Origin of the sequence: Kitasatospora sp. NPDC057936, assembly GCF_042887525.1 — a bacterium.
Classification (GTDB): Bacteria; Actinomycetota; Actinomycetes; order Streptomycetales; family Streptomycetaceae; genus Kitasatospora.
Genome location: NZ_JBHVPD010000072.1, coordinates 33,191 through 56,504 on the forward strand (window position 1 = coordinate 33,191; position 23,314 = coordinate 56,504).

The 23,314-nt window shown below is 72.4% G+C and carries 26 protein-coding genes; 12 read left to right on the top strand and 14 right to left on the bottom strand.

The annotated features are described in order from the left end of the window. Positions 1 to 383 precede the first annotated feature (383 nt). The 3 genes from ACFVU9_RS30990 (at position 384) to ACFVU9_RS31000 (ending at position 3,161) form a co-directional block, all read left to right on the top strand. Positions 384 to 1,985 carry an acyl-CoA carboxylase subunit beta gene (locus tag ACFVU9_RS30990; RefSeq protein ID WP_380444738.1) on the top strand — a complete coding sequence of 534 codons (1,602 nt, stop codon included), beginning with the start codon at positions 384 to 386 and terminating at the stop codon, positions 1,983 to 1,985. A 107-nt stretch (positions 1,986 to 2,092) separates the two neighbouring features. Further along, on the top strand, positions 2,093 to 2,302 hold the full coding sequence (locus tag ACFVU9_RS30995) for an acyl-CoA carboxylase subunit epsilon (RefSeq protein ID WP_380444737.1): 210 nt from the start codon (positions 2,093 to 2,095) through the stop codon (positions 2,300 to 2,302). A gap of 232 nt (positions 2,303 to 2,534) precedes the next feature. Then, positions 2,535 to 3,161, top strand: coding sequence for a ScbR family autoregulator-binding transcription factor (locus tag ACFVU9_RS31000; protein ID WP_380444736.1), 627 nt, complete (start codon positions 2,535 to 2,537; stop codon positions 3,159 to 3,161). A 48-nt stretch (positions 3,162 to 3,209) separates the two neighbouring features. Here the strand turns inward: ACFVU9_RS31000 and ACFVU9_RS31005 are convergent, their stop codons facing one another. Beyond that, positions 3,210 to 3,836, bottom strand: a complete 627-nt coding sequence (locus ACFVU9_RS31005; RefSeq protein WP_380444735.1) for a ScbR family autoregulator-binding transcription factor — start codon at positions 3,834 to 3,836, stop codon at positions 3,210 to 3,212. Between the two features lie 353 nt (positions 3,837 to 4,189). Here ACFVU9_RS31005 and ACFVU9_RS31010 point away from each other — a divergent pair, with 353 nt between their 5' ends. Further along, on the top strand, positions 4,190 to 5,239 hold the full coding sequence (locus tag ACFVU9_RS31010) for a ScbA/BarX family gamma-butyrolactone biosynthesis protein (RefSeq protein ID WP_380444734.1): 1,050 nt from the start codon (positions 4,190 to 4,192) through the stop codon (positions 5,237 to 5,239). Positions 5,240 to 5,268: 29 nt separating this feature from the next. On the opposite strand, the gene ACFVU9_RS31015 is transcribed toward ACFVU9_RS31010, so the two are convergent. The 7 genes from ACFVU9_RS31015 to hemL form a co-directional block, all read right to left on the bottom strand. Next, a complete protein-coding gene (locus ACFVU9_RS31015) occupies positions 5,269 to 5,673 on the bottom strand; it encodes a hypothetical protein (protein ID WP_380497348.1) in 405 nt (134 codons plus the stop codon). A gap of 125 nt (positions 5,674 to 5,798) precedes the next feature. Continuing rightward, complete coding sequence (gene ccsB, locus ACFVU9_RS31020; RefSeq protein ID WP_380444732.1) at positions 5,799 to 6,995, bottom strand: c-type cytochrome biogenesis protein CcsB; 1,197 nt, start codon at positions 6,993 to 6,995, stop codon at positions 5,799 to 5,801. A 3-nt stretch (positions 6,996 to 6,998) separates the two neighbouring features. Then, a complete protein-coding gene (locus ACFVU9_RS31025; RefSeq protein WP_380444731.1) occupies positions 6,999 to 8,726 on the bottom strand; it encodes a cytochrome c biogenesis protein ResB in 1,728 nt (575 codons plus the stop codon). Between the two features lie 2 nt (positions 8,727 to 8,728). Continuing rightward, positions 8,729 to 9,517: a cytochrome c biogenesis CcdA family protein gene (locus ACFVU9_RS31030; RefSeq protein WP_380444729.1), complete on the bottom strand. Its 789-nt coding sequence runs from the start codon at positions 9,515 to 9,517 to the stop codon at positions 8,729 to 8,731. Further along, positions 9,514 to 10,131, bottom strand: a complete 618-nt coding sequence (locus tag ACFVU9_RS31035) for a TlpA disulfide reductase family protein (protein ID WP_387599051.1) — start codon at positions 10,129 to 10,131, stop codon at positions 9,514 to 9,516. Before ACFVU9_RS31035 ends, ACFVU9_RS31030 begins: the two co-directional genes overlap by 4 nt. Positions 10,132 to 10,328: 197 nt before the next feature. Then, positions 10,329 to 10,979 carry a histidine phosphatase family protein gene (locus ACFVU9_RS31040; protein ID WP_380444772.1) on the bottom strand — a complete coding sequence of 217 codons (651 nt, stop codon included), beginning with the start codon at positions 10,977 to 10,979 and terminating at the stop codon, positions 10,329 to 10,331. Between the two features lie 62 nt (positions 10,980 to 11,041). After that, the gene (gene hemL, locus ACFVU9_RS31045) at positions 11,042 to 12,370 is read right to left on the bottom strand and encodes a glutamate-1-semialdehyde 2,1-aminomutase (protein WP_380444726.1); all 1,329 of its coding nucleotides are present in this window, start codon (positions 12,368 to 12,370) and stop codon (positions 11,042 to 11,044) included. 309 nt (positions 12,371 to 12,679) lie between these two features. On the opposite strand from hemL, the gene ACFVU9_RS31050 reads away from it, so the two are divergent. Further along, positions 12,680 to 13,309 carry a hypothetical protein gene (locus ACFVU9_RS31050; protein WP_380444724.1) on the top strand — a complete coding sequence of 210 codons (630 nt, stop codon included), beginning with the start codon at positions 12,680 to 12,682 and terminating at the stop codon, positions 13,307 to 13,309. A gap of 85 nt (positions 13,310 to 13,394) precedes the next feature. Here ACFVU9_RS31050 and ACFVU9_RS31055 read toward each other — a convergent pair whose 3' ends face one another. The 5 genes from ACFVU9_RS31055 to ACFVU9_RS31075 form a co-directional block, all read right to left on the bottom strand. Continuing rightward, positions 13,395 to 14,804 (bottom strand): MFS transporter, encoded by a 1,410-nt coding sequence (locus ACFVU9_RS31055; protein WP_387599055.1) that lies wholly within the window; start codon positions 14,802 to 14,804, stop codon positions 13,395 to 13,397. Positions 14,805 to 14,898: 94 nt separating this feature from the next. Continuing rightward, positions 14,899 to 15,387 carry a MarR family winged helix-turn-helix transcriptional regulator gene (locus ACFVU9_RS31060; RefSeq protein WP_380444722.1) on the bottom strand — a complete coding sequence of 163 codons (489 nt, stop codon included), beginning with the start codon at positions 15,385 to 15,387 and terminating at the stop codon, positions 14,899 to 14,901. A gap of 97 nt (positions 15,388 to 15,484) precedes the next feature. Next, positions 15,485 to 16,768: a hypothetical protein gene (locus tag ACFVU9_RS31065; RefSeq protein ID WP_380444721.1), complete on the bottom strand. Its 1,284-nt coding sequence runs from the start codon at positions 16,766 to 16,768 to the stop codon at positions 15,485 to 15,487. Positions 16,769 to 16,930: 162 nt separating this feature from the next. Then, a complete protein-coding gene (locus tag ACFVU9_RS31070; protein WP_387599059.1) occupies positions 16,931 to 18,529 on the bottom strand; it encodes an RICIN domain-containing protein in 1,599 nt (532 codons plus the stop codon). Between the two features lie 337 nt (positions 18,530 to 18,866). Further along, positions 18,867 to 19,106 (bottom strand): chaplin, encoded by a 240-nt coding sequence (locus tag ACFVU9_RS31075; RefSeq protein WP_329929030.1) that lies wholly within the window; start codon positions 19,104 to 19,106, stop codon positions 18,867 to 18,869. Between the two features lie 228 nt (positions 19,107 to 19,334). On the opposite strand from ACFVU9_RS31075, the gene ACFVU9_RS31080 reads away from it, so the two are divergent. The 4 genes from ACFVU9_RS31080 to ACFVU9_RS31095 all read left to right on the top strand — a co-directional run bounded on the left by ACFVU9_RS31080 (position 19,335) and on the right by ACFVU9_RS31095 (position 20,962). Beyond that, positions 19,335 to 19,586, top strand: coding sequence for a chaplin (locus ACFVU9_RS31080; RefSeq protein WP_380449117.1), 252 nt, complete (start codon positions 19,335 to 19,337; stop codon positions 19,584 to 19,586). A gap of 236 nt (positions 19,587 to 19,822) precedes the next feature. Continuing rightward, positions 19,823 to 20,065 (top strand): chaplin, encoded by a 243-nt coding sequence (locus ACFVU9_RS31085; protein ID WP_329929032.1) that lies wholly within the window; start codon positions 19,823 to 19,825, stop codon positions 20,063 to 20,065. Positions 20,066 to 20,171: 106 nt separating this feature from the next. Then, entirely contained in the window at positions 20,172 to 20,444 is a 273-nt protein-coding gene (locus ACFVU9_RS31090) for a chaplin (RefSeq protein ID WP_380446751.1), read from the top strand. A gap of 137 nt (positions 20,445 to 20,581) precedes the next feature. Further along, positions 20,582 to 20,962 carry a hypothetical protein gene (locus tag ACFVU9_RS31095; protein WP_380446753.1) on the top strand — a complete coding sequence of 127 codons (381 nt, stop codon included), beginning with the start codon at positions 20,582 to 20,584 and terminating at the stop codon, positions 20,960 to 20,962. Positions 20,963 to 21,034: 72 nt separating this feature from the next. Here ACFVU9_RS31095 and ACFVU9_RS31100 read toward each other — a convergent pair whose 3' ends face one another. Next, on the bottom strand, positions 21,035 to 21,697 hold the full coding sequence (locus ACFVU9_RS31100; protein ID WP_380509611.1) for a hypothetical protein: 663 nt from the start codon (positions 21,695 to 21,697) through the stop codon (positions 21,035 to 21,037). Between the two features lie 315 nt (positions 21,698 to 22,012). Between ACFVU9_RS31100 and ACFVU9_RS31105 the strand changes: the two genes are divergently transcribed. From ACFVU9_RS31105 to ACFVU9_RS31115, 3 genes are all read left to right on the top strand, one after another. Then, entirely contained in the window at positions 22,013 to 22,357 is a 345-nt protein-coding gene (locus tag ACFVU9_RS31105) for a rodlet layer protein (RefSeq protein ID WP_329929036.1), read from the top strand. 99 nt (positions 22,358 to 22,456) lie between these two features. Next, on the top strand, positions 22,457 to 22,801 hold the full coding sequence (locus ACFVU9_RS31110) for a rodlet layer protein (protein ID WP_380446759.1): 345 nt from the start codon (positions 22,457 to 22,459) through the stop codon (positions 22,799 to 22,801). A gap of 209 nt (positions 22,802 to 23,010) precedes the next feature. Then, positions 23,011 to 23,277, top strand: a complete 267-nt coding sequence (locus ACFVU9_RS31115) for a hypothetical protein (RefSeq protein WP_380446762.1) — start codon at positions 23,011 to 23,013, stop codon at positions 23,275 to 23,277. The last annotated feature ends 37 nt before the right edge of the window (positions 23,278 to 23,314 follow it).

Here is a 23,314-nt window from a genome sequence, read left to right on the forward strand (position 1 = left end):
GCGCTTCCCTACGACTTCGGCTCCACTACCACGACTTCCCCCGGTCGTCCCACCAGACTTTAGCGACGCTTGAGCGGGGCCCCAGTCGGCTCGCCTACGCTCCTGGGTGACGGCCCTGACCTGCGCTTTCCTTCATGCTCAGATCATCGGACCATCATCTGTCCGACAACCCCCGGTATTCGAACGGACACCGAGCGCATCGGGTGAGGCCCGGTCGCTTCTGTGCAGGCCTGACAGCCAAACGCTCCCGACCTTGTACGGAATCGACGCCGAAACCAGCGCACGGCCCCTCGTACAGTCATAAGTGAAGAAAGTGATTCGCAGCCGGGGGCACAGCAGACGTTGGCTGTCGGACAGTTCCCTCACCCTTGGAGTGGTTCGAGATGACGGTTGTGCATGAGGCGCCGGTCGGCGGCGAGATCCCGGAGATCCCGGCCGACGCCCGAGGTCGGGTCGCCGAGCTGCACGAACTGCGCGAGAAGGTCCGGCGCGGCCCGAGCGAGAAGGCCACCGAGGCCCAGCACGCGAAGGGCAAGCTGACCGCCCGCGAGCGCATCGACCTGCTCCTGGACGAGGGCTCCTTCCACGAGGTCGAGCCGCTGCGCCGGCACCGCGCCACCGGCTTCGGCCTGGAGGCCAAGAAGCCGCACACCGACGGCGTCGTCGTCGGCTGGGGCACCGTCCACGGCCGGACCGTCTTCACCTACGCGCACGACTTCCGGATCTTCGGCGGCGCCCTGGGCGAGGCCCACGCGCAGAAGATCCACAAGATCATGGACATGGCCATCGCGGCCGGCGCGCCCCTGGTCTCCCTGAACGACGGCGCGGGCGCCCGCATCCAGGAGGGCGTCACCGCCCTCGCCGGCTACGGCGGCATCTTCCAGCGCAACACCAAGGCCTCGGGCGTCATCCCGCAGATCTCCGTCATGCTCGGCCCGTGCGCCGGCGGCGCGGCGTACTCCCCCGCGCTGACCGACTTCGTCTTCATGGTCCGCGAGACCTCGCAGATGTTCATCACCGGCCCGGACGTCGTCCAGGCCGTGACCGGCGAGAAGATCAGCCAGAACGGCCTCGGCGGCGCCGACGTCCACGCGGGCGTGTCCGGCGTGGCGCACTTCATCTACGACGACGAGCAGTCGTGCATCGAGGAGGTCCGCTACCTCCTGTCGCTGCTGCCGCAGAACAACCGCGAGATGCCGCCGTCCGTCCTCAGCGAGGACCCGGTCGCGCGCCGCAACGACAGCCTGCTCGACCTGGTGCCGGCGGACGGCAACCGCCCGTACGACATGCGCAAGGTCATCGAGGAGATCGTCGACCACGGCGAGTACCTGGAGGTCCACGAGCGCTGGGCGACCAACGTCCTGTGCGTCCTGGCCCGGGTCGACGGCCACGTGGTCGGCATCATCGCCAACCAGCCGCAGTCGCTGGCCGGCGTCCTCGACATCAACGCCAGCGAGAAGGCCGCGCGCTTCGTCCAGATGTGCGACGCGTTCAACATCCCGCTGGTCACCCTGCTGGACGTCCCGGGCTTCCTGCCCGGCGTCGACCAGGAGCACGGCGGCATCATCCGCCACGGCGCCAAGCTGCTGTACGCGTACTGCAACGCCACCGTGCCGCGGATCTCGCTGATCCTGCGCAAGGCGTACGGCGGCGCCTACATCGTCATGGACTCCCAGTCCATCGGCGCCGACCTCACCTACGCCTGGCCGACCAACGAGATCGCCGTCATGGGCGCCGAGGGCGCCGCCAACGTGATCTTCCGCCGCGACATCAACGGCGCCGAGGACCCGGACGCCATGCGCGCCCAGAAGATCAAGGAATACAAGAACGAGCTGATGCACCCGTACTACGCGGCCGAGCGCGGCCTCGTGGACGACGTCATCGACCCCGCCGAGACCCGTGAGGTGCTCGCCTCGGCGCTCGCCATGCTCCGCACCAAGCACGCCGACCTGCCCAGCCGCAAGCACGGCAACCCGCCGATGTAGCGGTCGCGGGCCACCGCGTCGCAGCAGCACCCGGAAGACCGCGCGCCCCACGGCGCACGGCACCGAGCGAGACCACACACCACAGCCCGGGGGAGAAACCACACACCATGACCGCTTCCGCCGAACCCCTCGTCCGCATCGTCCGCGGCTCCCTCTCCGACGAGGAGCTGGCCGCCCTCACGGCCGTCCTGATGGCGCGCGCCGCCGCCGCGCAGCAGGCCGCCGCCGTCGCGCCGGTCGAGCCGATCGCCAACTGGCAGCGCCTGGAGCGCCGCCCGGCCTACTACTCGCCGGTCAGCTGGCAGCAGGCCGCCTGACGGCCCGCCCCTCCTGACGATTCGCCGCCGACGGCCGGCCGCCCCACCGGGTGGCCGGCCGTCGCGGTTCCGCCGTTCGTACCCGCCCGGCCGGGCCGGCCCGGAGGAAGCCCCGGACCGGGCCGCGAGCGGCTCGGTAGGATACCTACTGGACGGTATGCGGCCCGCCCGCCCGTCGGCCCCCATAGGATCGGCCGCTGCCGAGGTACCAGAACTATCCAGGGAGGCTGCGATGGCCAGGCAGGCCCGCGCACTGGCGACCCGCCAGGCGGTACTCCTCGCGGCGGCCGAGGTGTTCGACGAGCGCGGCTACGCCGCCGCCACGATGTCGGACATCCTGGAGCGGGCCGGCGTCACCAAGGGCGCGCTGTACTTCCACTTCCGCTCCAAGGAGGAGCTGGCGCTGGCCGTCATCCTGGAGGGCCAGAGCGCGTGGCTGGCCACCTGGGAGCCGTCCTCCGACAGCCCGATGCAGACCCTGATCGACCTGTCCTACGCGTTCGCCCGCGCCCTCCAGGACGACGTCCTGGTGCGCGGCAGCATCCGTCTGACGATCGAGCACGGCAGTTTCACCCAGCCCCAGGTCGCGGCCTACCAGGGCTGGTCGGACGCGACGCGGGAGCTGCTGGAGCGCGCGCAGGAGGCCGGGGAGCTGCACCCGGGGATCGACCTGCGCGGCGCGGCCCTGGTGCTGCAGGGGGCCGTCACCGGCATCCAGCTGAGCTCCCAGGTGCTGACCGACCGGCAGGACCTCATCGAGCGGATCGCCGACCTCTGGACGCTGCTGCTGCCCGGTCTCGTCCAGCCGCACGCGCTGACCAGGCTGAGCGTCGTCGAGCGCGTCCCGGCGGCTTCCTGACGCGTTCTGAGGCTCCCTGAGGCCCACCGGCCCCGAGGCCGGCCGGCGTCAGAGCCGGTAGGCGGCGCAGCGGCCGGTGTCCACCAGGGCGGGCAGCGCGGCCGCCCAGGTCCCGCGGACGGCCTCCGGGCCGAGCCGGGCGGCGTCCTCGGCGGCGAGCAGGACCAGGCCGGCCGCGAGCGTCGTGAGCAGTTCGGCGGCGGCCCAGCGGTCGATGCCGGGGCGCAGTTCGCCGGCCTCGGCGGCGCGGCCGAGCAGGCGGTGGACGACGGCGGTGAAGCTGCGCCAGGCCGCGCCGGAGCCGGACGGGTCGGCGGCGTCCCGGCGGGGGCCGTGGCCGGCCCGGCCGAGCTGGACGCCGGCCCGGACCACCACGTCCTCGCGCAGCAGCCGGGCGAGTTCGTGCGAGAGGTCGACGAGGTCCTGGACGGCGGGCCCGCCGGCGCGCAGGGCCCGCAGCGCGGCCGAGCCGATCTCCCGGCCCGCCGCGGCGCGCACGCCGTCGGCGAGGGCCTGCTTGGAGACGAAGTGGAAGTACAGGGCGCCCTTGCTGACGCCGGCCCGGCGGCTGATGTCGACCAGGCTCGCCGACTCGAAGCCCACGTCCGCGAACGTGCTCGCCGCGGCGAGCAGCACGGCTTGCCTGGTCCGCCCCGCGCGTTCCTGCTTGACCACTGAGGCCCCTCCGGACTCGACCGGCCGCGGCCCCGCCGCCCGGCTGGTGTCAGGGCGCCGACGAGGTGGGGTACGACGCCTCGCATGCGGACGGACGCCACCTAAACCGCATGGTTGGTATCTAATCTACCGCCTCGGCCAACCCCGCCGTCCAGCGGGGAGGCACCCCCGCCCAAGGTCCTGGGTGCCGGACGCCAGGCATTCCCGCAGCCCAGAGGCCCGGTAGCGTGGTCCCGTCGGGCCGCCCGACGGGGGCGACCCCGAACGCGACTCACAAACCGGGTGGTCTGTATGTTTTGCTTGCCAAGCGTCCGCACCGGCCGCTCGACCGACACCCTGGAGTGGGGCCCGTCATGCCACTGATCGTAGAGCCGGATGCCCGCGACCCCTACGCCCACCCCGTCACCGGCTACGACTTCCACGAACGGACCGTCTCCCGCCACCTCGTCCACCGCACCTCGGTGTCCGAGGTGCTCCTCACCGGCTGGCAGGCGGCCGGCCCGTACGAGTTCCGGATCGGCGCCCAGTGGCCCCGGATGCACGGCTTCTACCGGCTGCCCGGCGACCGCCACCACGACCCGGTGCTGATGGCCGAGACCGTCCGGCAGGCCGGTCTGCTGATCGGGCACGTGGGCTTCGGCGTGCCCAAGGGCCACCACTTCGCGATGGACGACCTCGACTACTCGCTCGGCCCGGCCGGACTGGCCGGCCTCGCCGTCACCACCGAACCCGCCTCGCTGATGCTCGACGCCGTCTGCGAGGACGTCCGGATGCGCGGCGGCCGGCTCGCCTCCCTGCGGATGCACGCCGAGATCACCCGGGGCGGCCGGACGGTCGGACGCGGTTCGGGGCAGCTGCGGGTCATCTCCCCCGCCTCCTACGCGCGGCTGCGCGGCCCGGCGCGGCGCGGCGTCACGCCCGTCCGCCCCGGCCCGCCCACGACTCCCGAGCTGGTCGGCCGCGCGCACCCCTCCGACGTCGTGCTCAGCCCGACCCTGCTGCCCGACAGCTGGGTGCTGCGGACGGACGCCGCGCACCCGGTGCTGTTCGACCACACGCTCGACCACGTGCCCGGGATGCTGGTGCTGGAGGCCGCCCGGCAGGCCGCCCAGCGGCTGCGGCACCCCGAACCGGTCGCCCCGGTCGAACTGGTCTCCTCGTTCGACCGCTACATCGAGCTGGACCGGCCCTGCCTCGTGCGCGCCGTCCGCGAGGGGGCCCCGGACGGCCGCCGGGTGCCCGTCCGGGTGCTGCTGATCCAGGACGGCCGGACGGCGGCCGACTGCCGGCTGCTCACCGAGCCGCTGGACGGCCCGTGCGTCCCCTCGGCCCGGCGGGACGGCTTCGACGGCCGCCCCACCGCGCCGGACCTCGGCGGCACCGGACTGCCGCTGGCCTGCTGAGCCCGCCGCCCTACGCCACCTACGCCGCCCTACGCCGCGACGAGCGCGGACGGGCGGCCGGCGTGCATCACGCTCAGGTTGGCGGCCAGCCGGACCGGGTCCTGGGCCAGCCAGAGCCGCAGTGCGGCGCCCAGCATGGCACTGGCCGACCCGACCCGGATGCCCGTCACCTGGGCCAGCCTCGCCGCGCCCGGCACCAGCAGGTCGGCCAGCGCGGTCGGCAGCCAGACCGTCAGCGCGCACGGCGCGGGCGCCGTGAGGGCGCCCAGCAGCCGGTAGGCGTCGGACGGCGAGCTGATCGTGGGGATGATGTCCAGCAGCCCGTCGGCCACCACTTCGGACACGTCGCTGCGGTGCCCCTGGGCGAGCCGGCGGAGCAGCGTGCGCTCTGCGGCGGTGATTCGGACGGTCAGCATGACCTCGTCGCACTCCATTGCGCGATTTCCTCCTCAGTTCCTCCCCGTACCGGCACAGGGCGGCCGGCACGAACTACCCCTGTCGCACCTCGGCCCGGCTTCCAACCGTGGAGCGCCGGGCCGGTGGGTGTGTTCCGCTCCGGTCAGATACCCGCGTACGAGTGCTTGCCGGTGACGAAGATGTTCACGCCGTAGTAGTTGAAGAGCCAGCAGGCGAAGGCCGCCAGCGCCAGGTAGGCCGCCTTGCGGCCCTTCCAGCCGGCCGTCGCACGGGCGTGCAGGTAGCAGGCGTAGGCCACCCACGTGATGAACGACCAGGTCTCCTTCGGGTCCCACTCCCAGTACTTGCCCCAGGCCGCCTCGGCCCAGATCGCGCCCGCGATGATGGTGAAGGTCCACAGCGGGAAGACCAGGGCGTTGATCCGGTACGACAGCTTGTCGAGCGTCGACGCGGCGGGCAGGCGGTTGCAGACCGAGACCCGGACGCGGGCCAGGCCGGTGCGCAGGTCGCTCTGCTGCTTGCCGGCCGTGCGGGCGGCGCCCGGCTTCAGGTACTCGTACAGCCCGGCCTCGACCCGGCGGTGGTAGGAGTCCTGGAACAGGTACAGCAGCGTGGCGATGAAGGCCGCGTAGAAGGCGCCGCCGCAGAAGATCGCGGTGGAGACGTGGATCGCCAGCCAGTACGAGTGCAGCGCGGGGACGAGCTGCTCGGAGTCGGTGTAGAGCACGGTGGTGGCGATGCCGAGCGTGAGCAGCACCGCGACGGTGACCGGCAGGCCGAGCCAGCGGACGTTCTTCCTCGCCGCCAGCAGCACCAGGTACGCGGCCGTCATGGCCAGCGCGAACGCGCAGGAGAACTCGTACATGTTGCCCCACGGCCAGCGGGACACCGACAGGCCGCGGGTGACCACGCCGCCCACGTGCAGCAGTGCCGCCAGGACGGTCAGCGAGACCGCGATGCGGCCGGCCAGGTCGGCCTTCTCGCTGCTGCCGGCCGCGCCGGGGCCGTCCACCTCGTCGTCGCCGCGGCCGCTGGTGACCACCGTGGCACCCTCGCCCGCCAGGGCGGTGCGGGTGAGCGTGGTGGTGCCGCCGCCCGCGCCGGCCACGGTGACGGTGACCTTCTTCGCGGCCCTGGCCGGCTGGTTCCCCGCCGCGGCGACGGTCTCGGCCAGGCTGCCCGACTGCTCCTTCGAGCGGACGGCGACGGCGCCCTTGCTACCGAACGTCCACTCGAACATGTGGGCGAACATGGCGATCGTGTAGACCGCCATCGCCGAATAGATCAGCTTGTTGGAGAGGTCGGCCAGCTGTGGGTCGACCCCCGAGGCGAGATGCACCGTCTACTCCTTGGAGTTCTGGTCGGCAGGGGCTGTGGGGTCCGCGGGTGCTTCCGGTGCCCGGTCGGGTTCGTCGTCCTCGTCCTCCTCGGACGCCGGGGCGTCGTCCTGGAGGTCCACCGCGAGTTCGGCCAGCTCCTCGGCGATCTTCGCCGACTCGCTGCGGGCCAGCCCGGCCAGCTCGACCAGGGTGCCGCCCTCCGGCAGGGCGACCGCCCGCACCCAGATCCGGCGGCGCTGCACGAACAGCGAGCCGATCAGGCCGAGGATCGCCAGCACCGCGCCGGTCAGGGCGATCGCGTTGCCCGGACGGTGCGAGACGTTGAAGCTGGCCCACTGCTTGTAGCCCTCGAACGTGACGCTGCCGTAGCCGTCCGGGAGGGTCCAGCCCTGGCCGGGCTTCAGCAGGGCCTTGGCCGGCTGCTCGTCCAGCTGCAGCTGGGTCATGTTCCTGGTGTTCAGCTGGTACACGTTCTGCGGCAGGCCCGAGTCGGTGCCGAGGTCGCCCTCGTAGGCGTTCAGCACCAGTTCCGGGGCGGCGTCGCCCGGGAAGAGCGAGATCGGGCCGGTGCCCGCGAAGCTCAGCGGGGCGGTCGGCAGGAAGAAGCCGGAGAAGCCCATCTGGGTCTTCGTGCCCTTCGGCCCGATGCCGTAGTCGGACACCTTCACGACGCCGGTCGACGTCATGTTGGCGTCCTGCGGCAGGAACGGCGTCGCGCCGGTGTAGACGACCTCGCCCTTGCCGTTGCGCACGGTGATGACCGGGGCGTAGCCGTGGCCGATCAGGAAGACCTTCGAACCGCCGATCTCCAGCGGGTGGTTGACCTCGATCGTGCCCTGCTTGAGCTTCGCGGCGTCGTCGCCCGCGTAGTACTCGACGTTCGCGGTGAACTGCCGCGCGGCGCCGATCTGGTCGCCCTGGTCCTGGAACTTGGCCGTGAAGCCCTTCAGCTTGAGGTAGAAGGGGTCCAGGTCGTCACTCGTGTAGAAGGCCGAGCCGGTGAAGTCGTCGAGCTGGGTGATGGTGTTGGAGTAACCGTCGCCCTCCACCATCAGCTTGCCGCCGGTGCCGGCCGCCAGGCTCGCCCAGGCGAAGCCGCCGAGCAGCGCGAACAGCGACAGGTGGAACAGCAGGTTGCCGACCTCGCGCAGGTAGCCCTTCTCGGCGGCCACCGCGCCGCCGGCGAGGTGCGCCCGGAACCGGCGCCGGCGCAGCAGCCGGTGCGCGGCGGCGTTGACGACCTCGGCGTCCGCCCCGGTGCGCCAGGCCGCGTAGACCGGCATCCGGGTCAGGTTGCGCGGCGCCGCCGGCGGCTGGGCCCGCAGCACGCCGACGAACTGCCAGGTGCGCGGGACGATGCAGCCGGCCAGCGAGAGGAACAGCAGGATGTAGATCGCCGAGAACCAGACCGAGCTGTAGACGTCGAACAGCTGGAGCTTCTCGTAGATCGGCGCGACCGTGGTGTGCTGCGCCTTCCACGTCTCGACCTTGAACTGGTTCTGGCCGTTCTGCGGGATCAGCGAGCCCGGGATGGCCGCCAGCGACAGCAGGAAGAGCAGGATCAGCGCGACCCGCATCGAGGTCAGCTGGCGCCACATCCAGCGCAGCCAGCCGAGCACCCCTATGCCGGTGGGACCGTCGGACTCGACCGGGGCGGTGCTGAGCCGCTCGGCCGCCGCGTCGGCCGGCGCCGGGGGCGGCTGCTCGGTGTCGGTCGTGGTGTTGCTCACGGTCAGATTCCGATCCGGAAGTCGGCGGTCCAGGACTGCAGCTGGTACATCATCGCGTCCCAGACACCGGTGACGAGCAGCAGACCGACCGCGACGAGCATGCCGCCGCCGATCCTCATGACGAGCGGGTAGTGCCGCTTGACCCACCCGAAGGCGCCGAGCGCTCGGCGGAAGGCGACGGCGGCCAGGATGAACGGTACGCCGAGACCCAGGCAGTAGAAGGTGGTCAGCAGCGCGCCACGCTGGGCGTCGGCCTGGTTGAGCGCCAGGTTCTGCACCGCGGTCAGGGTCGGGCCCATGCAGGGCGTCCAGCCGACGCCGAACACCACGCCCAGCACCGGGGCGCCCAGCAGGCCGACCGCCGGGCGGCGGTGCGAGCGCACCTCGCGCATGCTCAGCCCGGGGACCAGGCCCATGAAGGCCAGGCCCATCACGACGGTGAGCCCGCCCAGCACGATGTCGATGGTCCGCTTGTAGCCCTGCAGCTCCTGGCCGAAGTAGCCGAACAGGGCGCCGGTGGAGACGAAGACGGCGGTGAAGCCGAGGATGAACAGCAGCACGCCGAGCAGCATCCGGCCGCGCCGGGTGCCGCGCGCGTCGGCCAGGTCGGCGGCGGAGAAGCCGGTCACGTACGACAGGTAGCCCGGCACCAGCGGGAGCACGCACGGCGAGAAGAACGACACGAGCCCGGCCGCGAGCGCGACCGGCGCCGCGACCAGCAGCGCCCCGCTCTGCACGGTCGCGGTGGTGTCGGCGAGCCGCAGGACGGTGCCGGCGGCCTCCGCGCTCACTGCTTCGGCTCCGCGACCACCGGCTGGAGCACCGACTCGAGGGCGTCGTCGACCGTGCCGCCGACGGCGCGGGCGGCGAGCTTGCCGTCCCGGTCGATGATCAGCGTGGTCGGGATCGACTGCGGGTTGAGGCTGCCCTTGGGGAACTTGATCAGCTGGGTGCCGGCCGGGTCGAAGATGCTCGGGTAGGTGACGCCCTTCTCCTGCTCGAAGCGGAGGGCGTTGGCCTTCTCGGTGTCGCGCGTGTTGACGCCGAGGAACTGGACCCCCTGGTCCTTGTACTTCTGCCAGACCCGCTCCAGGTCGTCCGCCTCGCCCCGGCACGGCCCGCACCAGGAGCCCCAGACGTTCAGCACGACGACCTTGCCGCGGTAGTCCGAGAGCTTGACCTGGTTGCCCTCCAGGGTCTCCCCGGCGATGTCCGGCGCGTCCTCGCGGTGGCCGGCCTCCGCCTTGGAGACGTTGGTGCCCTTGACCGTCACGAACCCGAGCTGCCCGTCACCACTGCTCGACGAACCCGACGAGGAGCATCCGGTGAGGACGAGCGCAGCGGCGGCGGCGGTAGCGGCGGCGGCTGCGGCGACACGGGGGCGGGGGCGCGCCATGGCAGACATGTGAAAAGTTTCGCATGGAGTTCCAGGCAGGTTCGGGGGGGTCCTGCCTTGCGCGTCGCACCCCCTCTGACCTGCGGCGAGGCCCGGCCGTCCGGTGATCTTCGGACGGCCGGGCCCCATACTTACACCCCGCTTACGGGCCGTTCGGGCGAGTCTCGAACGGGCCCTCGGGCGCGTCGTCCGCGGGCCTCGGAGCCTCAGGCGCCGAAGCTCTTGCCCACCGGCTTGTCGCCCTTGCGGCCCTTGCCCACCAGGTGTGCGGGCAGCAGGTCGCGGGCCGGCTCGCGGTAGCCGACCGAGACGATCTTGTCGCCCTCGAAGGTGAAGCTGGTCAGCGAGGCCAGCGAGCACTGCCGGTTGCGCGGGTCGTGCCACAGCCGGCGGCGCTCGACGAAGGAGCGGACGATCCAGATCGGCAGCTGGTGGCTGACGCAGACCGCCTCGTGCCCGCGGGCGGCGTCCCGGGCGGCGCCGAGCGCGCCCATCATCCGCACGACCTGGTCGAGGTAGGGCTCGCCCCAGGAGGGCTTGAACGGGTTGGTGAGGTACTTCCAGTAGCCCGGGTTGCGCAGCGAGCCGTCACCGACGCCGAAGGTCTTGCCCTCGAAGATGTTCTCCGCCTCGATCAGCCGCGCGTCCGCCGCGACCTCCAGGCCGTGCGCCTTGGCGATCGGCTCGGCGGTCTCCTGCGCCCGCTCCAGCGGGGACGCCACCACGTGGGTGATGTCCCGTCCGGCCAGGTCCTCGGCGACCCGGTCGGCCATCCGCCGGCCCAGCTCGGACAGGTGGTAGTCCGGCAGGCGGCCGTACAGGACGCCCTCCGGGTTGTGCACCTCACCGTGCCGCATCAGGTGGACGACGGTGATCTCTTCGGCACTCACTTCTCAAGACTCCTGGGGCTCGGGGTGGACTAGGCCGTGGCCGCGGCGGCCGCGCGCGCGGCGGCCGGCAGGGCGGCGGCGATCCGCTCGATCGCCCGCTCGTCGTGGGACGCCGAGACGAACCAGGACTCGAAGGCGGACGGCGGCAGGTAGACGCCCTCGGCGAGCATCGCGTGGAAGAAGGCGGTGAAACGGTACGCCTCCTGGGTCCTGGCCTCGTCGTAGTTGGTGACCGCGGCCTCGGTGAAGAACACCGAGAACATGTTCCCGGCGGTCTGCAGCCGGTGCGCCACGCCCTCCTTGGCGAGCGCCTCGGTGACCAGGCCGGAGACCTCGGCGGCGACCCGGTCCACCGTCGCGTAGACCTCGTCGGTGCAGCCGCGCAGCTGGGCGAGGCCGGCGGCGGTGGCGACCGGGTTACCGGAGAGGGTGCCGGCCTGGTAGACCGGGCCGGCCGGGGCCAGGTGCGCCATCACGTCGGCGCGGCCGCCGAAGGCCGCGGCCGGGAAGCCGCCGCCCATGACCTTGCCGAAGGTGAGCAGGTCCGGCGCCCAGCCCTCGTGCGCGGCCTCCAGGCCGTACCAGCCGGCCTTGGAGACGCGGAAGCCGGTCATCACCTCGTCGGAGATGAACAGCGCGCCGTTGTCCCGGCAGAGGCGGGCCAGGCCGGCGTTGAAGCCGGGCAGCGGCGGGACGACGCCCATGTTGCCGGGCGAGGCCTCGGTGATCACGCAGGCGATCTCGCCCGGGTGCGCGGCGAAGGCCTGTTCGACCGCGGCGAGGTCGTTGTAGGGCAGCACGATGGTGTCGCCGGCCTGGGCGCCGGTGACGCCCGGGGTGTCGGGCAGGCCGAAGGTGGCGACGCCGGAACCGGCGGCGGCCAGCAGCGCGTCCACGTGACCGTGGTAGCAGCCCGCGAACTTCACGACCTTCGCCCGGCCGGTGAAGCCTCGGGCCAGCCGGATCGCGGACATGGTGGCCTCGGTGCCCGAGGAGACCAGCCGGACCTGCTCGACCGGGGCGATCCGCGCGACGATCTCCTCGGCGAGCTCGACCTCGCCCTGGCCGGGCGTGCCGAAGGACGTGCCGCGGACGACCGCCGCCTGCACGGCGTCGATCACCGCGGGGTGCGCGTGGCCGAGGATCATCGGACCCCACGAGCACACCAGGTCGACGTACTCGCGGCCGTCGGCGTCGGTGAGGTAGGGGCCGGTTCCGGACACCATGAAGCGCGGCGTGCCGCCGACCGCGCGGAAGGCGCGCACCGGGGAGTTGACGCCGCCGGGCGTGACGACCGACGCGCGGTCGAACAGCGACTGGGACTGGGGGGCTTCGTAGGGGTAGCTCACGGGAGACATGGTCTCAAATCGTGTCCTTGACCTCTGCATGTCGGACCCGATCATCTGGAACGATGATCCGGGCACCGTTGTCTGTACGGTTGTCCGTAGAGACGGGGGCGCTGACTGCCCCGCGGCGCGGACCAGTCAGACTGTGCACTCAGAGTGCGCAGGCGCTCCGGTTGTGTGCAGGGGTGTGGAGAGGACTGCCGCCTTCCGCGAGTGGGTAGGGCCCGCGAGTGGGTACGGCGGCGCATGACGGGTAAGGAGCACGTCCGGAGGGACGCCGGGCGTGCGGGGGTCTGTCGATTCCGGCGAATTCCGGTGAGGATGGTCCGAGTGTCCGAGGCGCAGGACGGCTACGACGAGGCCGCGGGGGGCTCCCGCAGGCCTGCCGAGGCCGCACGCGGGGGTACGGGAGCGGGGACGGGACGCGGTCGCCGCGGCGGCGAGAGGCGGGGTGAGGGACGCGTGGGGGTGACGTACAAGTACTTCGGCGCACCCGACCGTGCGACGGCCGCCAGAGTCCCCACCGCGCTCGGCCCGGGTGGACTCGGCCTGGACGCGGGTGAGCTGGGCTCGCTGGGGCGCCTCGGCGACCTGATGGAGACCAGCGGGTCCCCCAACGGGCACCTCTCCACCAAGATCAAGCCGGAGACCATGAGCGCCATGGTCCTCACCGGCATCCAGGGCGTCCCGCTGCACCAGGTCCCGCCGCTGGAACTCGTCGTGCTGCACCCCGACTACGCCGTCGTCCAGCTCCCGCAGAACGTCGTCGAACCGCTGCGCAAGGCCGACGAGACCGAGCTCGGCGCGGCGGCCTTCATCTGGTCCACCGTGCCCGACCGCCGGGGCCCGCGCGACGCCTTCGTGATCTACAGCATGCTGCACGAGTGGCAGGACTTCGCCAACCGCCTGCACGAGGCCGGCCACCAGCTGTACTGCCTGGTCTGGCCGTAACGCGGCCGGACGGACCGGCAGATCCGACGAAACCGAACGCCCCGACGGCCGAACCGGCCTCGGGGCGAAGGTGTCTGACGGCTCGTCACCGGTCGGCCCCGGCGGGGCGGAGCACCACTGCGGCGAGCAGCGTGGCGAGCACCAGCAGGCCGGCGGCCACCGCGAAGGCGACGTGGAAGCCCCCCACGGGTGAATCCGAGGAGCGGTCGGCGAGGGTGGTGAGGACGGCGACGCCGAGTGCGCCGCCGACCTGCTGGGTGGTGTTGAAGAGCCCGGAGGCGGTGCCCGCGTCGGCCGGCCCGGCACCGGACATGCCCAGCGCGGTGAGGGCCGAGATCGCGAGGCCGAATCCGGCCGCGAGCAGCATCGTCGGGAGCAGGTCGAGGACGTAGTCCGCGTCGGCGGGCAGCCGGACGAGCAGCGCGAGGGCGGCGACCAGCAGGACGAGACCCGCCAGCAGCACCGGGCGTTCGCCGAAGCGGGCGTTGAGGCGGGCGGAGAGCGCCAGCGAGACCGTGCCGATGGCGAGTGCGGCGGGGAGCATCGCGAGGCCGGTGGCGGCGGCGCCGTAGCCGCGGACGTTCTGCAGGTAGAGCGCGATCAGGATCTGGAAGCCGAACAGCCCGGAGACCATGAGCAGTTGGACGGCGTTGGCGCCGGAGACGTTCCGTGAACGGAACGTCCGCAGCGGCAGCAGGGGGTGGGCGGCGCGGGCCTGGCGGAGCAGGAAGCCGGCCAGCAGGGCGAGCGAGAGCGCGCCGAGGCCGAGGGTGCGGGCCGAGGCCCAGCCGTGCTCGCCGGTGCCGACGATGGCGTAGATGCCGAGCATCAGGGCGGCGGTGATCAGCGCGGCGCCGAGCCCGTCGGCGCCGGCCCGCAGGCCGGGGCCGCTGTCGGCCGCCAGCGCGCGGACGGCGAGCAGGGCGGCGGCGAGGCCGAGCGGCAGGTTGATCAGGAAGATCCAGTGCCAGCTGAGCGCCTGGGTGAGCACGCCGCCGAGCACCTGGCCGACGGAGGCGCCGGCCGCGCCGACGAAGCTGAACGCGCCGATGGCCCGGCCGCGTTCGCGGGGCTCGGGGAAGAGCGTGACGATCATGCCGAGGCTGACGGCCGAGGCCGTCGCACCGCCGACCCCCTGGAGGAAGCGGGCGGCGATCAGCACGCCCTGGCCGGGGGCGAGGGCGCAGAGCAGCGACGCGGCGGTGAAGACGCCGAGCCCGGCGACGAAGACGCGCTTGCGGCCGACGAGGTCGCCGAGGCGGCCGGCGAGCAGGAGCAGGCCGCCGAAGGCGATCAGGTAGGCGTTGACCGTCCAGGTCAGGCCGGCGGGCGAGAAGTGCAGGTCGTCCCGGATGGCGGGCAGCGCCACGGTGACGATCGAGCCGTCCAGGACGATCATCAGCATCCCCGCGCAGAGCACGGCGAGGGCGAGTGCGCGGGAACGGACGGGGGCGGCGGGCGCCGGGGCGGGCGCGGTCGGGGCGTGCGTGGGCATGGCGGGTCTCCCGGTTCGTCGAGTACCGGGTAAGACGCTAGCAGATTGTTTTGTTCGGGACTATCTATCTCGGGAGCAGCTCGCGGCGATCCGCTCAGCTCCGGGCGCGGCGGGCGCGGCGGACCGTCCGCTCGCTCTCCACGGGCTCCGCCAGGTGGCCGTCCACCAGGCGCGTCAGCGCCGACACGAAGACCCCGCGCTCGGGCTCCGGCAGGGCGTCCAGCACCTCGCGGTGCACCCGGTCGGCGATCTCGGTGCCCCGCTCGACGGCGCGCTCGCCCGCCTCGGTGACCGAGATGATCCGGGCCCGGCGGTCGATGGCGGACGGGCGGCGCTCTGCCAGGCCCGCCTTCTCCAGCTCGTCGACGGTGACCACCATCGTCGTCTTGTCCAGGTCGGCCAGCTCGGCGAGCTGGATCTGGGTGCGCTCCGCCTCCTGCGCGTGGAACAGCACGCAGTACGCGCGGGGGGTGATCCCGAGCTCGGTGAAGGCCGACGCCATCCGGGTCGCCAGCACGTGGCTCGCGTGGTCCAGCAGGCCGGAGATGTCGCGGATCTGCCGCACGGGCGGGGTCGTCGTCATGCGTCCGAGGTTAGCAACGTGCCGTCCGTCGGCAGATGATCCCGTAGCCAACCAACCGGCGTGCCGTCGCACACGAACCGCCCCGGCGCGGGACGGCCTACGGGATGCCCATCTCGAACAGCGCGTACCCGGCGTACCAGCCCGCCGCGATCGCGGGCATCGCGAACAGCCCGATCAGCGAGGGCGTCCGCACCCGGCGCAGCGCGACCGCGAGGCCGACGCAGAGCGGGAAGGCCGGCAGCAGGTAGCGCGAGATGTTGTCGAAGATCTGGTTGCTGCTCAGCGCGGTGAAGATGGTCAGCAGCGTGTAGATCACCAGGACCAGCGGCGGGCGCAGCCGCAGCAGCAGCACCAGCAGGCCGGGCAGGGCGATCAGCAGCGCGATCGCGATCAGGTCGGGGGCCGGGTTGGACTGCCAGAAGTTCCAGTGCCCGGTGACCACGTCCAGGGCCGTGCGGGAGGTGGAGGCGCCCCAGTCGAAGTAGCGGTTCCAGGCGCCGCGCTGGAGCTTGAAGTAGCCGCCCCAGTCCCCCATCCGGTAGCCGACCCAGGCGACGTACCAGAGCAGGCCCCACGGCGTGATCAGCATCGCGAAGAGCGGGCGGCGGACGCCGTCGGTGCGCCGGACGAGCGCCACCAGGGCGGCGACCGAGACGGCGGCGATCAGGGCGGCGGCGGTCGGGCGGTTGAGGCCCGCGGCCAGGGTCAGCAGCCCGGCGGCGACCCAGCGGTGGGTCATCACGCAGTAGCAGGCCCAGGCGGACAGCGCGACGAACAGCGAGTCCGAGTAGACCGCCCACTCGACGCCGGAGCCCGGGAACAGGCCCCAGAGCACCGCGGCGATCACGCCCGCCCGCCAGCCGCCGAGCCGCTCGGCGACCGCGAAGATGCCGGCCGCCGCGACGAACGAGGCGAGCACCGACACGACGATTCCGGAGCCGTACGGGCCGAGCCCGGTGACCGCGCCGACCAGCCGCATCAGCCACGGGTAGAGCGGGAAGAAGGCCGCCGAGTTCTCGTAGTAGCTGGCCAGCGGGAAGCCGTGCAGCGGGATCAGCTGCGGGTCGTAGCCGTTCTCGGCGATCCGCTGGTACCAGATGCCGTCCCAGGTGCCGAGCACGTCCCACGGCTGGGCGCCGCCGCCGCGGCCCGGGTCCTTCTTGAGGTAGTCCCCGGTGTGGGCCAGCAGCATCATGAAGACGGTCAGGCCGGTGGCCTTGACCACGGCGTACGCGCCGAGCGCGGGCGCGAAGCGGTCCATCAGGGCGCCGAAGCGGCCCGGGGCGGTGCGCTCCGGCTCCGGCCGTTCGTCCGTCGTCACCGGAGGCGTCGGGGCGCCGGGTTCGGCGCTGGACGACTCGGTGCTCGATGCCGTGCTCATCTGCTGTGGCTCTCCCCGCCCGGCTCGTGGTCGGCGCGCCGGCGAACGCGGCGACGTCGAGTGAGCCTACGACACCGGCCCCGCCCGGCCCGGGGCGGCGGGGCGCAACCGGGCGGGCACACCCGGGCGGCGGACCGGGGCGCGGCGGTGTCTGCGGCGGTGTCAGCCGTGGAGGTAGACGATGCCGAGCTTGGTGAGCTGCCACAGCTGGTCGGCGGCGCCGGTGTCGGCCGCGAGCACGACGAGCGGGTTGCCCTGCGCGTCGCGGCCGCCGCCGGCGGTGAGCACCTTGCCCTGGTCCTGGGAGTCGGCGACCGTGTAGCGGCCGCCGCCGGCCGGCTTGAACACCCAGTGCTGGTTGCCGCCGCCGTTGCAGCCCCACTGCTGGATCCGGGTGCCGGCGGCGACGGACGCGGCGTCGGCGTCCAGGCACATGTCCCGGTTGCCGCTGAAGTCGAGCTCGTAACCGCCGCCCGCCTTCGCCTCCAGGACGAACGACTGGTTGAGCCCGCCGGTGGCCGGGTAGCTGATCGCGGCGCGGCCGTTGGTCGCGTCGCCGTAGGTGCCGCCGCCGGTGAGGTCGAGCGCGTTGCCGGTGGCCGCGTTGGTCAGCTGGTACCAGGCGCCGTCCTCGGGGCCGTCGCCGAACGGCTGCCCGGGGGTGAGCGGCTGGATGGACGTGGTGTTCTGCTGGTTGAGCGTGCAGTAGGCCTCCGCCTGGTCGGGCCGGGCGAAGAACTGGCCGAGGCAGACGCCCTCGCCGCGGTAGCCGGCGACGCGCAGGTGGTACGACTGGCGGACCATGTTCATGCACAGGCCGGGGATGCCGATCTGCGAGTCGCAGCCGTTGCGCGCCCACTCGGAGAGGTTGATGACGTCCCCGTTGCTGTACTCGTACGGGGAACTGGTCCACTCGGCGCAGACCTCGTGCCCGAAGGCGACCCGCCGCTGGTCCAGGTACCGGACGCCGGGCACCTGTTCGGCCGCCGAGCGGAGCGCGTCGCTGAACGTCGGCACCACCCAGTTGTGGCCCCAGGCCAGGTCCTCGGGGAAGGCCGGGCAGCCGTCGGCGATCTTGCCGAGGTAGTCGTTGCGGCGGATGTCCGGTGTGATCGGGTTGAAGTACGACTGGTAGACCAGCTGGTACGAGGAGTCCGCGTAGCCGGCCCGGCGCATGGTCTGCCGGATGTTCTGCAGCGCCGCGACGACCTTGGGCTGGACGCGCTTGGCCCGCTGGGCGATGTCGGCGCTGCCGATGGTGTCGCGGCAGCCCTGGCTCTTCGGGATCGGGAAGTACTGCGCGAGGCAGTGCATCATGATCCCGCTGAAGTCGAAGTCGTCGTTGGCGCCGATCGTGACGACGACCATCTTGACGTCGTACTTGCCCGCCGCGTCGGCGAGTTTGACGTCCTGCTTGGGCTCGCCGAAGTCGCCGCTGCCGCCGCCGGTGATCTTGGCCAGCTCCGGGTCGCTGACCAGGTCGCCGGTCTGGGCGCCGGAGCAGGCGAGGTCGATCGGGGTCACCCCGGGGATGTCGGTGACGAAGACCTCCGACTTCGGGTGCCGGTGGCAGTAGTTGGTGGGGGTGTCGGTGTCCGGGAAGTAGCCGTCACCGGTGTCGGTGCCGGCGCCCTCCCCGGAGATGGCGCTGTCGCCGAGGGCGACGATCGCGGCCGGGCGGGCGCCGTCGGCCGCGGGGGCCTGGTCGGCGAGGGCGGCGGGTGCGCCGGCCAGGCCGAGGGTGGCGACGAGGGCGCTCACGGCGAGAAGTGCGCCGTACGGGGAGCGGCGCGCAACCGTCCGGGTTCTGCGCGCCGCCGACAGTCGTGACCTGATCACACGCGACTCCTTGCGGGGGGGGTGGGGACCGCCCGGCCGGGGGCGCCGAGCGGCGCGGAGCAAGAACGCGGAGCAGAAAGATGAGCAGGTCTCACATTCTAGGTACTGACAAGTAACGCAACAAGGCTTGTGACAGCAGCGGAAGTTGACGCTCCGCGGGCCGTCGCGACGCCCCCGGACATGCGAAAGAGCCGCCGCCCGCACCCCAGGAGGGAAGCGCGGGACGGCGGCTCGACACCCGGCCGAACCGGGTGCGGAATCAGCCCAGGTTGGCGCAGTGGTTGCCGAACGCAGGGTTCAGCGCACCGATGACGTCGACCGAGTTGCCGCACAGGTTGACCGGGATGTGCACCGGGATCTGGATCTGGTTGCCGGAGATGACACCGGGGGAACCCGCGGCGACGCCCTCGGCGCCCGAGCTGGCCATCGCGGAGCCCGCGCCCGCGGCGACGATACCCACCACGGCGGCACCGACGGCAGCCGTCTTCTTGATGCTCATACGAGCCTCCTGACTGTTCAACAGAGATGCACGGGGAGTGCGACAACTAGAACGAGACCCGTCGGGAGCGGTTGCGAGCGCACACGCCATGTCACCCGTGTGGCGCAACGGTGGTGGTACCCGGCATTCGGGTGATCACCGGACCGGACCGTTTCCCCTCGCGCCCTGCCTCGTTCTCCCTGGCGGAACACGCTCCACTCAGGCCCCTACACGAATCGAGTACCGCCCATGCGCAAGCTAGCCCACGGCGTCGCCGGCACCGCGGCCACCGCCGCCCTGCTCGCCGCCGGTGCCGGCGTCGCGTCCGCCCACCACCTGCACGGCGCGACCGCCGAGGGTGTCGCGGCCGGCTCCGCCGGCGTGGTCTCGGGCAACTCGGTGGAGGTCCCCGTGCACATCCCGCTCGACGTGTGCGGCAACTCGGTCGACGTGGCGGGCCTCCTGAACCCGGCGTTCGGCAATCACTGCCTCAACGCCTGACCGGGAATTCCTCCTGGTCGCGCCTTGCCCCGGACCTTATCCCGGCCGTGCGGGAAACCGTCCGCGAGGCGCCGAGAAGCGGCCACCGCGGCCACGCCCGAGCCATGGGCGGAACACGCCGGTGTGCGCCGACGGAGTGACAAACCACGGCAATCCCAGAAGCCAGCGGGCGAGCATTCCTGCTCGCCCGGCTCCCGACATTCGCGATCCGTCGGGCAGAAAACGGAGGAAATAACATGCGCAACCTCAAGAAGGCCGCCGTCCTGACGCTGGCCACCACCGGTCTGGTCCTCGGTGCGGCCGGCGGCGCGTTCGCCAGCTCCGGCGCCCAGGGCGTGGCCGCCGGCTCCCCCGGCGTGCTCTCCGGCAACCAGATCCAGGTGCCGATCCACATCCCGCTGAACGTCTGCGGCAACACCGTCAACGTCATCGGCCTGCTGAACCCGGCCTTCGGCAACAGCTGCGCCAACGTCGGCTGAACCCGCGGTCGCCGCCCCGGCGACAGCTGATTCACCGAGTCCGTGCCGCGCCCCGCGACGGGGCGCGGCACGCTCCACCCGTGTGTGATCGAGGAGATCAACCCCCATGCAGAACGTGAAGAAGGTCGCCGTCCTCTCCGCCGCCGCCGCCGGCCTGGTGCTCGGCGCGGCCGGCTCCGCCGCCGCCAGCTCGGGCGCCGAGGGCGTGGCCGCCGGCTCCCCCGGCGTCGGTTCCGGCAACCAGATCCAGGTCCCGGTGCACGTGCCGATCAACCTGTGCGGCAACTCCATCAACGTGGTCGGCCTGCTGAACCCGGCCTTCGGCAACAGCTGCGCCAACGTGGACATGCACCCGCACCACGACGCGGACGACTGCTGATCCTCCGGTCGGCACGCGTTCCGGCCGAACTGCCCCCCGACCGACCGGCCGGGGGGCAGTTCGGCATCTCCGGACGGCCCCCTGCTCCCGGCCGGCCGCCGGCCGACCGGATCCCGATCCACCGAAGGGTGATCCGCATGGTTTCGAAGAAGGGCGGGGCCGGGCTGGCCGCCGCCGTCGGCGCCGCGGTGCTGCTCGGCGCGGGCTCCGCGCAGGCCGCCACCGCCCCGCACCCGGTCCCGGAGACCGGCCCGGCCACGCTGACGAAGACGGACGTCGGCCAGGCGCTGAACGGGACGACCTCCGGGCTCGGCTACGGCGTCGCGCCGATCAAGAGCCTGCGCCTGGACCCGTGGGCGAACTCCTCGGCCGACGTGCTCAACAACGGCGCGACCGTGCAGCCCGACCAGGGCCTCGCGCCGGTCGGCACCGGTACGCTGACCGGTCCGCTGAGCGCCGGGGGCGGCGCCAAGGACCTCCCGCTGGTCGGCGGACTGACCGGCGTCCTGCCGGGCTGAGGCCCGCGCACACGCGAGAGCCCGGCACCCGTACGAGGCGGGGTGCCGGGCTCTCGCATGTGCGCGGAGGACTCAGAGCTGCGCGAGGTCCGTCAGCCCGGTCTCCTGCACGACGCCGGTCGTGGTGGCCGCGGTGGTCGTGGCCAGGTCGTTCACCTCGTCGGTGACCGAGAGGCGGTGGTCCTCGTTGCCGAGGGTCGCCGTGGCGCCCGGCACCGCCTGGACGGCGCCGGTGACCAGCCGCGGGTCCACCTCGTCGACCTTCAGGCGACCGCCGGCCAGCTGGCCGGTGCCGTCCTGGGCGAGCGAGAGCGGCTTGCCGAGGGCGAGGCCCGGGGTGTCGGCGCGCAGCGGCGCCGCGGGGGCGTCCAGCAGCACCTTGCCGAGGTCGGTGCTCTGGTCCACCAGCGGGACGGGCAGCTCGGCCTTGGCGCTCGGGCCCACCTTGCCGGTGCGCAGCTCGGGGACGAGGCGGTCGGGGAGCAGCTCGGTGCTGGTGCTGGTGGTCCGCCCCGGCGCCGGCGGCATGACCAGCGAGGTGGGGATGCCCGCGGTGAGGTGGCTGTCCAGCGGGGCGAGCGGGATGTCCGCGGGGACCTGCTGGGTGGCCAGCCTGTCCTCCAGCGCTCCGACCTGGTCGGGGCTCATGGGGGCGGCGGAGGCCGCCCCCTGGGAGGCGAGCACGCCCGCACCGACCGCCAGCAGCATCGCGCCGGCCCGCTTGGAGAACTTCATGCTTTTCACCGTTCTGCCTGTCCGTACTGGAGATCTTCCGAGGGGGGTACGGCCGCGCTACCCGAGTACCGCAGCCGTAAAGCAATCTGTCTCAACGAGTGAGCGGGAGTACCGATTGCGGCGGTTAACCGATTCGGCCTAATAATCCGACCGGAAACCACTCCCGGACGCGCCTCCCGGACTCTTTTCAAAAATCCCCGTAACCTTCCGTGCCGTCATTCTTTGATCTGGACGTCAGTGACTGCAGACCGGGTCTGAGCGTTCTACGCGTTGTACGCACGGAAACCAAAGAGCTTTTCAGAGAGGGATCTCCCCATGATCCAGAAGTCCTTCGCCGCCGCCGGCCTGGCCGTCGCCGCGCTGGCCGCCGCCGCCGCGCCGGCCACCGCCATCGGTGACGCGGACGGCGCCGCCGCCTCCATCGAGGGCAACGGCGGCACCAACTTCACCGGCACCGTCGGGAACAACAGCCCGAACTTCCACTTCCTGGACAACGCGAACGTCTGCCTCCCCGAGATCCACAACATCGCCGTCGGCGTTCTCGGTGTGGCCGTCCCCGTCGAGGTCCCGATCGCCAACAGCGGTGGCAAGCAGTACTGCACCCAGGGCCAGGGCACCCAGAGCCACGGCGACGCCGGCGTCTCGCACCTGGTCGGCTGACGAACCGTCCGAGCCGTACCGCCTGCAGCTCCCGGGCAGGCCTCCTGAACCATCCCTTCGAATCGCTCCCCGATTCACCCCTCGAGAGGAAAACCGGAAATGATCAAGAAGTCCCTCACCGCTGCCGGCCTGGCCGCCGCCGCCATCGCGATGTCCGCCGGCTCGGCCTCCGCCATCGTCGACTCGGACGGCGCCGCCACCTCGGTCCAGGGCAACGGCGGCACCAACCAGACCGGCACCCACGGCAACGCCAGCCCGAACTTCCACACCCTGGACAACGCCAACATCTGCCTGCCGGAGGTCCACAACATCGCCGTCGCCGTCATCGGCGTCGCGGTTCCGGTCGAGGTGCCGGTCCTGAACAGCACCCCGAAGCAGATCTGCAACGTCGGCCAGAACACCCAGTCCTCGGGCGACGCGGGTGTCTCGCACCTGATCGGCTGATCAAGGGGCACGGCACGGACGGAGGGCCCGGGGAGGTTGGTCTCCCCGGGCCCTCCGGGCTGTACGGACGAGGTGTCCGGCGGGCGCGCGCCCGGCCGGGTGAACGGCCGTCCGGTCCGGCGCGTGGGGCGGCGGGCCGGACGGCCGGAAGTGATCACGTGTCACAGGCAGAGCGCCGGCCGAGGCGCTCCCGAAGAGAGGGCAGAACCATGAAGAGCAAGCTGGCCAAGGTCGCGCTGACCGCCACCGCCGCGCTCGCGCTCGCGGGTGCCGCCACCCCGGCGTTCGCGCACGTCGGCCTGGCTGGGGGCGGCGAGTTCGTCGGCTCCGCCGACCCGGTGTTCGCGGCCGACCAGTGGGCCGCCGTCGCCCACACCTCGCACATCGTCACCGGTGGCGAGGGCTGGGGCGCCGCCACCGCCAAGGACGTGGCCGGCGGCGTGGAGGGCTTCGCCCACGTCCACGACTTCCGGTAGGCCGTACGGCGGAAGGCCGGGCCCCCTCCTCGCGGGG

What these genes read in the sequence shown, in the direction of transcription:
- ACFVU9_RS30990 (WP_380444738.1), top strand. Translation starts at nt 384, where the DNA reads ATGACGGTTGTGCATGAGGCGCCGGTCGGCGGCGAGATCCCGGAGATC.
- ACFVU9_RS30995 (WP_380444737.1), top strand. Translation starts at nt 2,093, where the DNA reads ATGACCGCTTCCGCCGAACCCCTCGTCCGCATCGTCCGCGGCTCCCTC.
- ACFVU9_RS31000 (WP_380444736.1), top strand. Translation starts at nt 2,535, where the DNA reads ATGGCCAGGCAGGCCCGCGCACTGGCGACCCGCCAGGCGGTACTCCTC.
- ACFVU9_RS31010 (WP_380444734.1), top strand. Translation starts at nt 4,190, where the DNA reads ATGCCACTGATCGTAGAGCCGGATGCCCGCGACCCCTACGCCCACCCC.
- ACFVU9_RS31015 (WP_380497348.1), bottom strand. Translation starts at nt 5,673, where the DNA reads ATGGAGTGCGACGAGGTCATGCTGACCGTCCGAATCACCGCCGCAGAG.
- ACFVU9_RS31035 (WP_387599051.1), bottom strand. Translation starts at nt 10,131, where the DNA reads ATGTCTGCCATGGCGCGCCCCCGCCCCCGTGTCGCCGCAGCCGCCGCC.
- ACFVU9_RS31040 (WP_380444772.1), bottom strand. Translation starts at nt 10,979, where the DNA reads ATGCGGCACGGTGAGGTGCACAACCCGGAGGGCGTCCTGTACGGCCGC.
- hemL (WP_380444726.1), bottom strand. Translation starts at nt 12,370, where the DNA reads ATGTCTCCCGTGAGCTACCCCTACGAAGCCCCCCAGTCCCAGTCGCTG.
- ACFVU9_RS31050 (WP_380444724.1), top strand. Translation starts at nt 12,680, where the DNA reads ATGGTCCGAGTGTCCGAGGCGCAGGACGGCTACGACGAGGCCGCGGGG.
- ACFVU9_RS31055 (WP_387599055.1), bottom strand. Translation starts at nt 14,804, where the DNA reads ATGCCCACGCACGCCCCGACCGCGCCCGCCCCGGCGCCCGCCGCCCCC.
- ACFVU9_RS31060 (WP_380444722.1), bottom strand. Translation starts at nt 15,387, where the DNA reads ATGACGACGACCCCGCCCGTGCGGCAGATCCGCGACATCTCCGGCCTG.
- ACFVU9_RS31065 (WP_380444721.1), bottom strand. Translation starts at nt 16,768, where the DNA reads ATGAGCACGGCATCGAGCACCGAGTCGTCCAGCGCCGAACCCGGCGCC.
- ACFVU9_RS31075 (WP_329929030.1), bottom strand. Translation starts at nt 19,106, where the DNA reads ATGAGCATCAAGAAGACGGCTGCCGTCGGTGCCGCCGTGGTGGGTATC.
- ACFVU9_RS31080 (WP_380449117.1), top strand. Translation starts at nt 19,335, where the DNA reads ATGCGCAAGCTAGCCCACGGCGTCGCCGGCACCGCGGCCACCGCCGCC.
- ACFVU9_RS31085 (WP_329929032.1), top strand. Translation starts at nt 19,823, where the DNA reads ATGCGCAACCTCAAGAAGGCCGCCGTCCTGACGCTGGCCACCACCGGT.
- ACFVU9_RS31090 (WP_380446751.1), top strand. Translation starts at nt 20,172, where the DNA reads ATGCAGAACGTGAAGAAGGTCGCCGTCCTCTCCGCCGCCGCCGCCGGC.
- ACFVU9_RS31095 (WP_380446753.1), top strand. Translation starts at nt 20,582, where the DNA reads ATGGTTTCGAAGAAGGGCGGGGCCGGGCTGGCCGCCGCCGTCGGCGCC.
- ACFVU9_RS31100 (WP_380509611.1), bottom strand. Translation starts at nt 21,697, where the DNA reads ATGAAGTTCTCCAAGCGGGCCGGCGCGATGCTGCTGGCGGTCGGTGCG.
- ACFVU9_RS31105 (WP_329929036.1), top strand. Translation starts at nt 22,013, where the DNA reads ATGATCCAGAAGTCCTTCGCCGCCGCCGGCCTGGCCGTCGCCGCGCTG.
- ACFVU9_RS31110 (WP_380446759.1), top strand. Translation starts at nt 22,457, where the DNA reads ATGATCAAGAAGTCCCTCACCGCTGCCGGCCTGGCCGCCGCCGCCATC.
- ACFVU9_RS31115 (WP_380446762.1), top strand. Translation starts at nt 23,011, where the DNA reads ATGAAGAGCAAGCTGGCCAAGGTCGCGCTGACCGCCACCGCCGCGCTC.